Source organism: Bradyrhizobium sp. SZCCHNS30572, from assembly GCF_032484415.1.
Lineage (GTDB): Bacteria > Pseudomonadota > Alphaproteobacteria > Rhizobiales > Xanthobacteraceae > Bradyrhizobium.
Map to the genome: position 1 here is coordinate 59,429 of NZ_JAUESY010000004.1, position 14,180 is coordinate 73,608.

The 14,180-nt window shown below is 67.5% G+C and carries 13 protein-coding genes and 1 tRNA gene; 9 read left to right on the forward strand and 5 right to left on the reverse strand.

Annotated features, from left to right (window positions below):
* Positions 1-46: 46 nt before the first annotated feature.
* On the forward strand, positions 47-433 hold the full coding sequence (locus tag QX048_RS11535) for a hypothetical protein (protein ID WP_315825502.1): 387 nt from the start codon (positions 47-49) through the stop codon (positions 431-433).
* A 38-nt stretch (positions 434-471) separates the two neighbouring features.
* On the opposite strand, the gene QX048_RS11540 is transcribed toward QX048_RS11535, so the two are convergent.
* From QX048_RS11540 to QX048_RS11550, 3 genes are all read right to left on the reverse strand, one after another.
* Positions 472-2,577 (reverse strand): tetratricopeptide repeat protein, encoded by a 2,106-nt coding sequence (locus QX048_RS11540; RefSeq protein WP_315825503.1) that lies wholly within the window; start codon positions 2,575-2,577, stop codon positions 472-474.
* An 81-nt stretch (positions 2,578-2,658) separates the two neighbouring features.
* The gene (locus QX048_RS11545; protein WP_315825504.1) at positions 2,659-3,351 is read right to left on the reverse strand and encodes a flavin reductase family protein; all 693 of its coding nucleotides are present in this window, start codon (positions 3,349-3,351) and stop codon (positions 2,659-2,661) included.
* 190 nt (positions 3,352-3,541) lie between these two features.
* Positions 3,542-3,618 (reverse strand) — tRNA-Arg (locus QX048_RS11550).
* A 394-nt stretch (positions 3,619-4,012) separates the two neighbouring features.
* On the opposite strand from QX048_RS11550, the gene QX048_RS11555 reads away from it, so the two are divergent.
* Genes QX048_RS11555 through QX048_RS11565 form a run of 3 tightly spaced genes read left to right on the forward strand, consistent with a single transcriptional unit; the run spans position 4,013 to position 6,520 of the window.
* Entirely contained in the window at positions 4,013-4,936 is a 924-nt protein-coding gene (locus QX048_RS11555) for a fused MFS/spermidine synthase (protein WP_315715263.1), read from the forward strand.
* Positions 4,933-5,550, forward strand: a complete 618-nt coding sequence (locus QX048_RS11560; protein ID WP_315825505.1) for a fused MFS/spermidine synthase — start codon at positions 4,933-4,935, stop codon at positions 5,548-5,550. Before QX048_RS11555 ends, QX048_RS11560 begins: the two co-directional genes overlap by 4 nt.
* A 25-nt stretch (positions 5,551-5,575) precedes the next feature.
* Positions 5,576-6,520 carry a M28 family peptidase gene (locus QX048_RS11565; RefSeq protein WP_315825506.1) on the forward strand — a complete coding sequence of 315 codons (945 nt, stop codon included), beginning with the start codon at positions 5,576-5,578 and terminating at the stop codon, positions 6,518-6,520.
* Between the two features lie 28 nt (positions 6,521-6,548).
* On the opposite strand, the gene QX048_RS11570 is transcribed toward QX048_RS11565, so the two are convergent.
* Entirely contained in the window at positions 6,549-8,675 is a 2,127-nt protein-coding gene (locus QX048_RS11570; RefSeq protein ID WP_315752286.1) for an NAD(P)/FAD-dependent oxidoreductase, read from the reverse strand.
* Between the two features lie 370 nt (positions 8,676-9,045).
* Between QX048_RS11570 and QX048_RS11575 the strand changes: the two genes are divergently transcribed.
* The 3 genes from QX048_RS11575 (at position 9,046) to QX048_RS11585 (ending at position 10,733) form a co-directional block, all read left to right on the forward strand.
* Complete coding sequence (locus QX048_RS11575; protein WP_409977942.1) at positions 9,046-9,747, forward strand: hypothetical protein; 702 nt, start codon at positions 9,046-9,048, stop codon at positions 9,745-9,747.
* 100 nt (positions 9,748-9,847) lie between these two features.
* Positions 9,848-10,432 carry a YidB family protein gene (locus tag QX048_RS11580; RefSeq protein WP_315752288.1) on the forward strand — a complete coding sequence of 195 codons (585 nt, stop codon included), beginning with the start codon at positions 9,848-9,850 and terminating at the stop codon, positions 10,430-10,432.
* 34 nt (positions 10,433-10,466) lie between these two features.
* Complete coding sequence (locus QX048_RS11585) at positions 10,467-10,733, forward strand: GlsB/YeaQ/YmgE family stress response membrane protein (protein WP_315715257.1); 267 nt, start codon at positions 10,467-10,469, stop codon at positions 10,731-10,733.
* A gap of 55 nt (positions 10,734-10,788) precedes the next feature.
* On the opposite strand, the gene QX048_RS11590 is transcribed toward QX048_RS11585, so the two are convergent.
* The gene (locus tag QX048_RS11590; protein WP_315715256.1) at positions 10,789-11,568 is read right to left on the reverse strand and encodes an SDR family oxidoreductase; all 780 of its coding nucleotides are present in this window, start codon (positions 11,566-11,568) and stop codon (positions 10,789-10,791) included.
* Between the two features lie 233 nt (positions 11,569-11,801).
* Between QX048_RS11590 and QX048_RS11595 the strand changes: the two genes are divergently transcribed.
* Positions 11,802-12,866: an acyl-CoA dehydrogenase family protein gene (locus tag QX048_RS11595; RefSeq protein ID WP_315825507.1), complete on the forward strand. Its 1,065-nt coding sequence runs from the start codon at positions 11,802-11,804 to the stop codon at positions 12,864-12,866.
* Between the two features lie 19 nt (positions 12,867-12,885).
* A complete protein-coding gene (locus QX048_RS11600) occupies positions 12,886-14,043 on the forward strand; it encodes an acyl-CoA dehydrogenase family protein (RefSeq protein ID WP_315825508.1) in 1,158 nt (385 codons plus the stop codon).
* Positions 14,044-14,180 lie beyond the last annotated feature (137 nt).

Here is a 14,180-nt window from a genome sequence, read left to right on the forward strand (position 1 = left end):
GTTGCCCGGAGGCAGACGACAAGCTCGCGAGCCTGGGAACGAACTGATGTTGCTGAAGATCGTCGCGGTGGTCTACGGACTCTGGTTCGTCCAGGCCGCGTTGGAGCCCGGCTTCTACGACACGCCGTCTCACATGGCGAGCTCGACGCTCGCGCTCGGCGGATTGCTCGCGCTGTTCGATCACGCCTTCAGGATGGGCTGGCTGTCCGCCAACATCTGGCGGACCGTTGCGCTTGTCTACGTCGCCGACGGCCTGGTCCACGTGGTCCCGAGCGCCGAGGCCCTGATCGAGGCACAACGTTTCGAGGTGCTGGCGGGCGCTGCGGCGATCAGCTTCGTTTTCCAACTCCCGATGCTCTTCAGCTTGTGGCGATTGTCGTTTCCGTCCACGCGCTCGGATCAGACCGGTCTCGCACGCATGGCCATGCGATAAGCGTCAGGCCCTGTCAGCCTTCGACATCGCTCACCGCCTCATACCAGCCCGGGCAACAACGGCCCGCGCTCACCTGCCGCCAGCCGCGCAAGCTCCCCTGCCGTCCGCGCCAGCACACCGTCCCAAGCCATGGGCTTCTCCTGCCTGAACAGCCGCATGGTCGGATACCACGGGGTGTCGGCGCGATCGCGCAACCAGCGCCAGTCGAGCGCATAGGGCAAGAGCACCCAGACCGGACGGCCGAGCGCGCCGGCGAGATGCGCCACCGACGTGTCGACGGAGATGACGAGATCGAGCACGGCGACGGCGGCCGCGGTCTCGGCGAAGTCGCCCAGCAGCGGCGCGAGATCGATGACGTCGGTGCCAAGCTCGGCGAGCCCTAGCGCATCGTCCGGCCGCGGCTCCTTCTGCAAGGAATAGAGCTGCACGCCCGGCATCACCAGCCGCGGCAGCACCGCCTGCGCGGTGAGCGAGCGCTGGCGGTCGCCCTTGTGCCTGGGATTGCCGGCCCAGACGACGCCGACCTTCAACGACGGCGCGCGCCCGAGCACGTTGCGCCACGCGGCCATCTTGATCGGATCGGCCGCGAGATACGGCACCTCGGCCGGGATCGTCTCCAGCGTGGTGCCGAAGATGCGCGGCAGATCCATCAGCGGCGCCTGCAGGTCGAATGGCGGCAGCGGCGCGCCGCGCGGCACCACGGTCACGCCCTCCAGACAGCGCAGCAGCGGCGCGATCGCTGGCTGCACCTGCAGCACGACCGGTCCCCCCATCATCCTGACGCGATCGATGTAGCGCACGAATTGCAGCGCATCGCCGATGCCATATTCGGCGAACAGCAGCAGCGTGCGTCCGTCGAGCGGCGCGCCCTGCCATTGCGGCGCGTCGAAGCGCGGCATGCCCGCGGAGAGGTCCGGACAGTCGCGGCCCCAGCGATGCTCCGCAAAGCCGTTCACGAGGTCGCCGCACATCAGCAGGAAATGCGCGTGATTGTAGCGGGCGAGCGCATTGTCGGGCGCCAGCGCGATCGCACGATGCGAGGCGGCCAGCGCCGCGTCGATGTCGCCCGCATTGCGCAGCGCCACCGCGAGGTTGGCGTGACCCTTGGCGTAACCGGGATCGGAGGCGACGGCGCGGCGATGCGCCGCGACGGCCTCGATGGTCTCGCCGCGCATCTCGTGGATGATGCCCAGATTGGTATGCGCCGGGGCGTGATCGGGCTGCAGCGCCAGCGCGTGCTCGCAGGCGGCAATCGCCGCATCGAGCTGGCCCGTCCCGCACAGGCAGGCCGCGAGATTGCTGAGCACGACCACATCGGTGGGATCGAGCACGGCGGCGCGCCGATAGGCCTCGACGGCCTCGGCCGGGCGGTCGGCCTCATGCAGCGCGTGCCCGAGCAATCGCGCGGCATTGGCATCGCCGGGCGCGAGATCGCAGGCCTGACGATACTGGACCGCGGCCTCGGCAAAGGCGCGCTGCTTGTAGAGCACATCGCCCAGGCTGAGATGCAGGCCGGCATCGGCCGGCTGCGCCGCCAGCGCATGCAGATAGGCCGGCACGGCCTCGTCATATCTGGCCTGGTCGGCGAGCACATGCGCCAGCGCCCGGCATGCACCGGGATAGGAGGGCTCGCGCTCGAGCAACGCGCGATAGGCTGCTTCCGCCTCGGCAAGCCGCCCCTGCCGGTTGAAGGCGAGCGCGAGATTCCAGCGCGCGTGCAACAGCGCCGGATCGAGCGCCAGCGCGTGGCGATAGGCGGCCTCGGCCTCGGCGAAGCGCGACAGCTCGAGCAGCGCGCTGCCGAGCCTGCTGTGAATCGCCGCATCGAGCGGCCGCAAAGCCGCTGCGCGCGCGAACGCATCGGCGGCGCCCTTGCGCTCGCCTTTCACGGCGAGCGCATCGCCGAGCGTGACATAGGCCGGCGCATGGTGGGGATCGCGGGCGAAGACGCGCCCGAGCAGCTCCGCACCCTCCGCCATGCCGCCGTCGGCGAAGGCGAGGATCGCGGACAGATGCAACGCCGGCAGATGATCCGGCACCGCTTGGAGGATGTCGCTGCACAGCGCCTTGGCCGGACCGGCGCGCCCCGCATTGTAATGATCAGCCGCCTCGATCAGCAGCCGGTCGGCAGCCACAGCCCCCATGATGTCCCCACCTCTCGCACTCGAATGCAAGCTTCAACGTGCGGCCGGGCGATTTCAGGCGAGACTCCAGGCCGAGCCGGCTCAGCCTGCCGCCACCTCCATCCGCATGGCCGCCTCGCGGGCGCGCTCGACGTCGGGCGTGCGATAGGCCGCCTCCGGAATGGTGCCCAGCCGCGACTCGTGAAGGCGCGCGCCCAGGCCATAGAACTGCTGGAAGCTCATGATCAGCGGCCGCCATTTGTCCGGGTCGATGCGGTCACGCGTACCGTCCATCAGGATGGCCTCGTCGACATGGACCCGCTGCACCCGCACCTCGAAGCACTGGATGTGCCCCTTCAGGATCGCGTCGTCGGCGGCGATGCCATGCACCGACTCGATGCGGGCTTCGAGCTGCACCGCGCATTCCGCGACGCGCGGAGCCGCAACGGTTTCCGACGCCGTTGCGGTCAGCCCGGCGGCGGCGAACTTGTCGGACACGTGGCGATAGCCCTTGCGCTGCTTCATCGCCGGCACCGGGTCCGATCCCGTGGTCAGCGCCAGGCGATCGACGGCGGCGACGAGATCGACCGACGGCAGGTTCAGCACGCACTCGCCGGTGCGGCGCATGTTCTGCGGCGTCTTCGATCCGGCGGCGAGGCCCAGCATGCAGCGCCAGCCGAGCCAGAATGCCGACGACATCGGCGCGAGATTGAAGCCGCCGTCCTCGTTGACGGTGCTGATGAGGACGACCGGCGTCCCGAAATAGAGGATGCCCGGCTCGATGGTCGTATGCATGGAAAGCTCTCCAGGGTGATGCATCTCGGCGGCGATTGCGCGCGCCGCGCGGACGGGGCTCAAGCCGCCGTCTCACCCGAAGAAGTTCCTCGATGGCAGCGAAGCGCTCCACCCGATTCCCGAACGGGCCGGATCAGGCGCGCCCTGGGTTTGATCTGGAGATTGTCTGCGCGTGCAAGGCTGCGGCAGATGGCGATCCCGGCATGACTCGAACATGCGACCTACGGTTTAGGAAACCGCCGCTCTATCCAGCTGAGCTACGGGACCGGAGCCTGCACCGAAGTGCACCTGCTTCGCCGCCTCCATAGCAGACCCGGCCACCGACCGGAAGCCTCTCCGGTCGGAGCCTGGGCCGGGCGGCCGACCGGGGCACAACGATGCTCGGGTCCCCTGAGGGGACGGCGACGGGAACGCAGCCGCGCGATCCCGGTTAGAGCGGGGCCGCTCATGCCCGATCACACCCCCGTTTGGGAGCGGCGGTTTGACTATCCGGACGGCAGCCGATGGTCTAAGAGAACGGCGCCAATCCGGAACCCGGCCTCGGGATTGCCGTATTGGTCGTGCCTGAGCGCATCTCGTGGCCGGGCCAGGCGTCCGGCGCCACGAGGTCCGCTCGATCCAGCGCGCCTGCCCATTTCAGCCGAGGGACACAGACAAGTCGATGCTCATCCGGTCGGTCATTTCAGGCGTGTTCGCAAGCTTCCTCTCCATCGCCGCCGCAAGCGCGCAGGACACCCGCCATCTGCTGGAGTCGAAGGAGTCGCTCTACAACAACATCTATGTCTATGAGCAGGCGCCCTACCGCAGCATGACGTTCGGTCACAACCGGCGCATCTATACCGAGAGCGTCTACAACACCCAGGACGAGCTCGATCTGCCGGTCGACTATACCCGCTTCATGACCGCGAGCGTCATGTACGCAAAGAATGTCGGCTCGGTCCTGGAGATCGGCTTCGGTGGCGGCCGCACCGCCTGGTACCTGCACCGCTTCCTGCCCAAGGTGCAGGTGACGTCGGTCGAGCTCGATCCGACCGTGCTGGAGCTCGCCAAGAAGTATTTCGGCATCAAGGAGGAGCCGAACTTCCACGTCGCCAACCGCGACGGCCGGCTGTTCGTGCAGGAATCCAAGGAGCGCTACGACATCATCCTGATCGACGCCTATCGCGGACCGTTCGTGCCGTTCCACCTGCTGACCAAGGAATTCTACCAGCTCGTCAAGGAGCATCTCGCCGAGGGCGGCGTGGTGGCGCAGAACGTCGAGCCGTCGACCATGCTGTTCGACGCCGCGGTCAAGACCATCCACAGCGTGTTCCCGCAGGTCGACTTCTACGAGGCCGGCGGCAACATCGTGATGGTCGCCTATCCCGGCGACGAGCGGAAGCCCGAGGATCTCGCCGCCATCGCGCAAGAGCGCGACAAGGAATTCGGCTTCCGCTACAAGCTCGCCGACATGCTGGCGCAGCGCAAGCGCATCGACATCGATAACGGCCAGGTGATCGACGCCAAGGCCAAGGTGCTGACCGACGACTTCGCGCCGGTCGAGGCGCTGAAGAGCATCGAGCGCCACAACAAGAAGCTGCCATGAGCGCGCCGGTGTCCCGCGCCGGCATGCTGGCGATCTATCTCTGTTCGTTCCTGGTCGGCTGCGTGCTGATGGGCTTCGAGATGCTCGGCAGCCGCTACCTCAACCCGTATTTCGGCAGCGGCATCGGCGCCTGGGCCAGCCTGATCTCGACCGTGCTGTGCGCGCTCGCGATCGGCTATTTCGCCGGCAGCGCCATCGTCGACCGGCAGCCGACGACGCGCACCATCGGCACCATGATCCTGATCGCCGCCGCCTACATGGCGCTGGTGCCGGCGACCGCCGACACCGTCATGGCCGACATCCTCGACAGCATCGGCGACGGACCGATGGCGACGCTGATGGCCTCGACCGCGCTGCTGCTGGTGCCGCTGACCCTGCTCGGCACCTTCTCGCCGATCGCCGTCAGCCTGTTGACGCGCTCGGCCGGCGAGGCCGGCCGTGTCGCCGGATTGGTCTATGGCGTCTCGACCATCGGCAACGTCGTCGGCACGCTGGTCACGACGTTTGCGCTGATTCCGACGATCGGCTCGCGCGCGATCACCTATTATTTCGCCGTGACGCTGGCTGGCTGCGCCGGCATCCTGTTCATTCCCTTCGGCAAGAAGACGTCCTGATTTCCATCATTGAAGAGCTTTGCGGATGACTGAGTTCTGGCCTCGCCTCGCCGCCACCGCGACAGCGGCCGTATTGCTGCTGATGTCGCCGACCGCCTACGCCGCGGACGCGCAGATCGAATTGTGGGACGGTCAGCGCGCAATGGCTGTCATCGCCGATCTGCTGCGGTTCACGCCGCGATCGATGGGCGAGCCGGGACATCAGAAAACGATCGACTACATCAAGGCAGCGATGGCCAAGAGCGCGGCGGACGCCGTGCTCACGCAGAGCTTCACCGCCAAGGGCGATGACGGCAAGGCGATCCCGCTGACCAACATCATCGCCCGCTTCCAGGTGCAGAACCCGCGGCGCGTCATCGTCGCCACCCATTACGACAGCATCATCAAGGCCTATCGCGATCCCAAATCGCCGGACGCACCGATGCCGGGCGCCAACAACTCCGCCTCGGCGGTGGCGCTGCTGCTCGAGACCGCACGCGTGCTGTCGCTGTCGCCGAAGCCCGACGTCGGCATCGACATGATCTTCTTCGACGGCGAGGAGGGGCCGAAATCGCTCGGCGCCGGCGATCCGACCTGGCGCCCGCTGGGCTCGCCGCATTTCGCGGCCAACCTGAAGACCTATTATCCGACGCACAAGCCGGAGAAGGCAGTCGATTTCGACATGGTCTGCGACAAGGATCTCAAGCTGCAGCCGGAGCCGTCGTCGCTGGCCTCGGCGTTGCCCGAGGTCAAGAGGTTCTGGAGCATCGGCAGCCGTATCGCGCCATCGGCGTTCTCGCCGGAGCCCACGGCGTATCCGATCAGCGACGACCACACGGCGCTGCAGCAGGCCGGCATTCCGAGCTTCCTCGTCATCGACTTCGACTACGAGCCCTATTTCAACACCACGCAGGATACGATCGAGCAGTGCTCGGCGCAGAGCCTGGAGACCGTCGGCCGCACCCTGCTGCGCTACCTCTATACGCCTTGATACGCCCGAGCTGCGGCAGGCGCCGCGCTCAGGCCGCCCGCGGCCGCGCCGTCACCGCGTCCGACGCGACTGCCGATGCGCGCGCCAGCAGACCCGGCACCAGCGCCTCGGCCGCCTCCGCGCCCGAGATCACCACGGCCTCGACGCCCGCTCCGGCATTGCCGCCGCCGGCGATGACGAGATTGCGCACCGGCGCCTTGGCGCCCTTCAGCCGTCCCGACTGCGCCACGCCATAGATCGCGCCGGCGCTGGCGAGATCATAGCGTGCATAGGTCACCGGGCTGGCGTCGGTCCGATAGACGATATGCCTGGACAAGTCGGGAATGACGGTCGCGGCAGCGGCAACCATGGCATCGCCGAGCTGCTGCTTGCGGGCCTCGTAGTCCGGCGAGCGCCGCCACGCCTTCCAGTCGTCGCCGCCCTCGCCCGGAAACCAGCGCGTGGCCTGATCGTGCGGCACGAGGGTGATGATCGTCATCGTGGCATGGCCTTCGGGCGCCGCCGACGGGTCGAGCTTGGACATCACGGCAAGGCCGATTCCCATCGGCGTATCGAGATGCGTGGCGGGCGCGATGTCGGGCACGATGTCGAGGCCGAGATGCACCGAGAAGCACGACGTCGCCGGCGCGAGGGTGCGGGCACGCTCGCGAAAACCGGCGGGCAGATCGTCGGGACTCAGAAGCTCGGTGAAGGTACGGCCGAGATCGGCATTCGAGACCACCGCCTGCGCGCGAACCGTGCGGCCGTTGCCGAGCACGACGCCAACGGCGCGGCCCTCCTCGACCAGGATGCGCGTGACCCTGGATTTCAGATGCACCTCGCCCCCCCTGGCGGTGACCGCCTCGGCGAGCACGTCCGCGAGGCGGCCGGAGCCGCCGACCGGATAGAAGCCGCCCTTGAAATAGTAGCCGAAGATCGGGACCATCTGGGCGCAGCTCAGCGTCTCGCTGCCGTCGCCGAGATAGCCCGACAGCGCATTGAGATAGGCGATGAGTTCGGGATCGGAGACATGGGCGGCGACGAGCTCGTCGAACGGGCGGTTCATCCACCTGAACGCCTGCGGATGCTTGCGCGGGAAGGCCAGCATCTCCTCCAATGTGGCGGGCATGCCGGGAATGCCGCTGCGACCCTGCCCCGTCGCGTACATGCTTTCGAAAATGGCATGGATGGTGTCGAACAGCCGGGTGAGCCCGTCCGCGCTGGCGGGAAACATCTCGCAGAGCAGTCGGACATAAGCACGCCAGTCCGCTGGCACGTCGACGCGGCGGCCGGCGAGACGGTAGGAGTGGGTGACCCGCCGCCACTGGATGCGGTCGGCGACGCCGAGCCGGCGCAGCACGCTGTCGACAGGCCCGCCCGGCCAGACGCCGGAGAAATCGTGCGGCCCTGCATCGAAGCGATACAGCACCGGCTTGTTGTCGTGGTGAGCCTTGCGAAGATAAGTGTGGCAGAAGCCGCCCGGCACCACGTGGTGATCGAACACCTTCACCTTCAACCCGGACTCCGCGAGCAGGGCGGCGGCCGTCAGCCCGCCGATTCCGGCGCCGATCACCGCGACGTCGCAGTCGACGCCGGCCGCGGGGGTGAAGCCCGGTGCCGGCCAATGGCACTCCTCGCGCGCGGCCCGCATGCGCAGCAAGGCCTGGCGAATTGCGAAGCGCGGGCCGAAGATCGAGATCAGCGCGCCGCCGACGACGATCATCGTCGCGATCCAGGAGGCGACGCCGGCCCAGCGGCACAGGCCGAGGACCAGGAACAGGACGCCCCAGAGCCCGGTCATCATCATGTTGATCAGGTGGAATTGGGGCGTCGAGGCGCTGTCGGCATAGGCCGAGCGGGAATAGTCCGCGGTCCAGGGACGGCCGACGGCGAGCGAAGCGAAGCTGATGAGGCCGAGCCCTGCGAAGGACAGCCACAGCGCGTTGCCGGCCGTCCAATTCGGCGCGACGTCGTTGGCGATCGCCAGCACGACGAAAAGGGCGAGGCTTCCGAGCTCCAGCAGCGCGAGCTCGCTCCGGGAGGCTCGCCAGACGTTGGCGGCGAGCGCCAGGGCCAGCGCGGACCACACCGCCCATGCCGGCTGATGCCAGGCCAGCAGGGTCCAGAACGCGACGAACGGCAACAGCGCCAGCTTGACCGTGAGGAACACTTTCATCGCAGCCTCTCCTCCGCACCGGGCGGCGCAGCTCATCTTTCCATTGTCAAGATATTCATAGGAGCGCTTGCCCGGTCTCGTCAACACCAATCTTTCCAGCGTCAAGATTAGTTTCGTCAACTACGGCGGGATGAAAATGGTGGAAAAATGCTGCGTATCGTTCCGGCGCCACAGCAAGGCGCGATTCACGAACGGCGCTGCCGTCATTGCCGGCCCGACTGTGGCAACGAGATCACGGAACCACGGCAGATAAAGAAGAAAGTCTCAATTTACGCAGCATTGGAGTCACACCCCGCCGCAAAATGGCGACAATCTCCCGTCATCTGAGGCGGGGAGCCGCTGAGGATTACCGTTCGTGTACCCACCCCGCCTGCCAGTACTGGTCTTTGCAGCGATCACCTGCCTGCCTGCCGTGCAACCTCAACGCGCGCATGCGGAATGGTGGAGCCGCTCCCCGACGGATTTCGAGGAGTGTGCCGACGCTGCCGAGAAGTCCGCCTCCAAGGAGGAGAAGACGGCGGCGCTGGCGCAATGCAACGCGAAATTTGCCGGGAGACGGAAGCCGGGCGGCGGCTACGTCTATTACGACTTCATGCAGGATCGCAGCTTCGACATCGCCGGCCCCAATCCCACGGCCGAAGAGCAGAAGTTCATCGACCAGCAGTATACGCAATACCTCGAGCGCCAGCGCCACGCCAACATGAGCTCGGCGATGATGTCGCGGCCGCAAACGCAGGACCTCCAGCCCTCGCTCCGGGACATGACGGCGCGGGCCGCGATCGAGCCGCCGAAGCCGGCCATGCCGGCCCCGCCGCCGCAACGGCCGAACAAGCCCCCGGCCGCGACCGCGCAGGGCGGATTGCCGCCGCCGACGTCGAACGTGGAGGCACGCGCCCGCATCAAGGCAGCGCAATGCGCCAAGGACGGCTGGCGCCGCGATTCGTTCTCGTGCAACTTTCCAGTCCTGTCGGAGAAGCTCGACGAGCTGAAGCGGATGTTCACCGGCCCGAGCCAGGCCGCAGCCGCACCGCCCGGAGCCAAGGCGCCGAAACGGGCCGAAGCCCGGAACTGAGCCGCGCGCGACACGTTCCCCTGTGCGACGAATCTGACCGCGGCTTGTAACGCCGCGCGCAAGCCCATAGGTTTGTCGGCGCGGGGCGCAGGAGCAGGTCATGGGTCTACTCGATATCCTCAACGGCATGCAGAACGGCCCGAGCGGGCCGAGTCATCCGACCACGCAGAAGAACGGCGGCATGTCGCCGATGACGATGGCGATCCTCGCTTTGCTGGCGTGGAAAGCGGTGAAGCATTTCTCGCAGAATGGACAGCAGCCGAACGCGGCGCCTGCGCCAGTCCCGCCGCCCCAGCCGACCGGGAATCAAGGCGGACCGCTCGGCGGTGCGCTTGGTGGCGGCCTCGGCAACATCATCGCCGGCGGCCTGGGCGGCCTGCTTGCGGGCGGCGCGGCCGGCAGCGTGTTGTCGGGCGGGCTCGGCGATCTCCTGCGCCAGTTCCAGGACAAAGGCCATGGCGACACCGCGAACTCCTGGGTCTCCCCCGGCGAGAACAAGCCGATCTCGCCCGGCGATCTCGCCAATGCGCTCGGCGCCGATCAGATCGATCAGCTCACCGCGCAGAGCGGGCTGTCGCGCGACGAGCTGTTGAACGGGCTAAGCCAGTACCTGCCGAAAGTGATCGATCAGCTCACGCCGGACGGTCGGCTGCCGACCGAGCATGAGTTGGCGGGCCGGATCTGACGCTCCGCGATCGTTGACGGGAAGGACGAGACTCATGCTGCACATTCTGATCGTCGGGCTGGTCGCCGGCTTCCTGGCGCGGCTTCTATCGCCGGGTCCCAACAATCCCTCCGGCTTCATCCTGACCATCGTGCTCGGAATCGTCGGCGCGTTCATCGCCACCGCCATCGGGCAGGCCATCGGCCATTACAGCCCCGACCAGGGCGCGGGCTACGTGACCGCAACCCTCGGCGCGATCGTGGTGCTGTTCATCTGGAACAGGCTGGTCGCGAGCGGCACGATCCGCGATTTCAATCGGTAACGGCCTCGCGCCACGTCATCGCGAGCGACCACAGCGGCCGCTCGCCATGACGATTTCACCCCAACAGATGCATCCCCGCATCCATGCGCACGACCTCGCCGGTCATGTGGCCTGACGCCGGGCTCGCCAGGAACGCCACGAGCTGCGCGATGTCCTCAGCGGATGAAGCCGCGCGCAGCGGCACCCGCGCGACCACCGCATCGCGCACCTGCTTGGCACCGGCCTCGCCGCGGCCCTTGGTGAACCAGGGCGTATCGATGTAGCCGGGGCAGACGGTGTTGACGCGGATCGCAGGCGCCAGGGCGCGCGCCAGCGATAGCGTCATCGTGTTCAGCGCGCCCTTGCTGGCGGCGTAGGCGACCGACGAGCCGATGCCGCTGATGCCGGCTACCGACGAGACGTTGACGACCGCGGACGCACGCGCCGTCGCCTTGGCCGCCGCTTCCAGCAGCGGCCGCGCGGCGCGCACCATCTGGAAGGGGCCGATGGTGTTGACTGCGAAGATGCGCTGGAAATCCTCCGCCGAAAGGCCATCGAGCTGATCGTGCGGCACGTGCTTGGTGGTGCCGGCATTGTTGACGAGGGCATCCAGCCGGCCCCAAGCCGCAGCGGCGGCGACGATCTTGCGGCAATCCTCATCGCGCGACACGTCGCCTTGAATGACGACGACCTCGACTCCTTCCTTGCGGCAGAGATCAGCGGTCTGCTCGGCTTCACTCTTGCTGTTCGAATAGTTCACGACGATGCGCATGCCGGCCTTCGCCAGCAGCAACGCGGTCGCGGCTCCGAGGCCGGACGCCGACCCCGTCACGACCGCGCACAGACCTTCAGCCATTCCGCACCTCCCTGTTTGCCTTGCTTCTTCTTAGCCAACATCGCTGCATCTGCAAAATCGGCACAATCTCCGCAGCGCGGAAATCGCTCGCCTCCATGCGGCGAGCGGACGGGGCCCTGCAGCGGGCTACGCTTGTCAGGGCCGTCGCTTGCGCTCATCATGCCGGCAAAACATCGTCGGCGCGCGCAGGACATGGCGCGCCGAGACCGACGACAACGAGGGCGAGGAGCGCTGTGGCGGAAGCTGAGAACATCGTCGTTGCGACCGCGGAAAGGATCTTCGCCGATCTCGCCGACCCGCAGACGATCAACCACGACAAGGACGGCCGCTGGACGGCGCCGCTGTGGCGGGCGCTGAGCGAGGCCGGCCTGACGCTCGCCTGGGTGGGCGAGGAGTTCGGCGGCGCCGGCACTGACCTCGCCGATGGCTTTGAGATCATCAATGCCGCCGGCCGTTTTGCGATTGCGGTGCCGCTGGCCGAGACGCTGCTCGCGGGCTGGCTGCTGCAACAAGGCGGCATTGCCTCCCCCGACGGCGCCATGACGATCGCGCCGGCTCATCCGAGGGACCGGATCACGCTCGACACCGACGGCACCTTGTCCGGCCGTGCCCGCGGCGTGCCGTTCGCAAGGACGGCGCAGCACGTTGCCGTGCTCGCCGAGGGCGGAGACGGCGTGTCGATCGCGCTGGTCGAGACCGCGCGGCTGCGCATCGACGCGGGCCTCAACCTCGCCAACGATCCCAGCGACGCGGTGACGTTCGACAAGATCATGCCGCTGGCATGCCGGCCGGCACCGGCCGGCTTCGACGCCACCACCTTGATGCTGATGGGCGGCGTCGCCCGCGGACTGCAGATCGCCGGCGCGCTGGATCGGCTGCTCGCGATCAGCGTCAACTATGCGGGTGAGCGCGTCGCCTTCGAGAAGCCGATCGGCAAATTCCAGGCGGTGCAGCACAACCTGGCACGGCTGGCCGGTGAGAGCGCCGCCGCGAGCGCGGCCGCGACATCCGCCGCGGATGCGATCGCGCGGGCCGCCGCATTCGACGAGGCGGTGTTTCTCGAAGCCGCCGCGGCCAAGATCCGCTGCGCCGAGGCCGCCGAGAAGGGCGCGGCGATCGCGCATCAGGTCCACGGAGCCATCGGCTTCACCACCGAGCACATCCTGCACCGCTTCTCGCTGCGCGCGCTGGCCTGGCGCGACGATTTCGGCTCCGAGAGTCATTGGGCCGTCGAGCTCGGCAAGCGCGTCGCTGCGCGCGGCGCCGATGAGCTGTGGCCGCTGGTCGCCTCGCGCTGACCACGAAGAGGATTGTTGCATGAGCGCACTTCGTTTCGATCCGATCCGGCTGCCGAGGGAATGCGAGGAGCTGCGCAAGGAGGTGCGCGCCTTCCTCGCTGATGAGATCGCGGCCGGCACCTTCAACCCGTACCAGCCCAAGCGCGAGGACGCCGACGCGCGCGAGTTTGCAGCCCGCGTCGGCGCGCGCGGCTGGATCGGCATGACCTGGCCGAAGCAATATGGCGGCCACGAGCGCTCGTTCCTGGAGCGCTACGTCGTGACCGAGGAAATGCGCGTCGCCAACGCGCCGGTCAGGCGCTTCTTCGTCGCCGACCGGCAGAGCGGGCCGATCCTGCTGCGCTACGCGCCCGAGCATATCAAGATGGACATCCTGCCGCGCATCTGCCGCGGCGAGCTGTGCTTCGCGATCGGCATGAGCGAGCCGAACTCGGGCTCCGACCTGTTCGCCGCCAAGACACGCGCGACGAAGACCGAGAGCGGCTGGTTGATCAACGGCTCGAAGATCTGGACCACGTCGGCGCACATGGCCGACTACATGATCGCGATCTTCCGCACCTCGCCGTCGACCAAGGAGAACCGGCGTCATGGCCTGACCCAGTTCTTGGTCAACATGAAGTCGCCCGGTATCAAGGTGAACCCGATCGGCCAGATCACCGGGCAGAAGGAGTTCAACGAGGTCGTCTTCACCGACGCCTTCGTGCCAGACGATCATCAGCTCGGCGAGATCGACGGCGCCTGGAAGCAAGCGACCTCCGAGCTCGCCTATGAGCGCTCGGGACCGGAGCGCTTCCTCGAAACCTATTACGTGCTGACCGAGCTGGTGCGCGCGGTCGGTCCCAACCCCGACACGCGCAGCGCGGAGGGCATCGGCCGGCTGGTGGCTCAGCTGCACACGATGCGGCGGATGTCGGTGTCGGTCGCCGGCATGCTGCAGGCCGGCAAGGAGCCGGTGGTGGAGGCCTCGATCGTCAAGGACGTCGGCACGATCTGGGAGCAGCAGCTGCCGCACCGCGTCCGCGACCTCGCCGCGTTCGTCGAGGAGAACGCAGGAAATCGCGAAACCTTGGAGAACCAGCTGACCTTTGCGATGCAGACCGCGCCGAAGCTGACGATCCAGGGCGGCACCACCGAGGTGCTGCGCGGCATCATCGCGCGCGGGCTGGGATTAAGGTGAGGGTCGACGACACGCCGCGATCATCGCAGCCGCACGCGCGGGGAAGTAGCTCCGTCATCGCGAGCGCAGAGAGCGATCCAGGACCGCACCAACAGTCTGGATTGCTTCGCTGCGCTCGCAATGACGCTGGAGAAGCA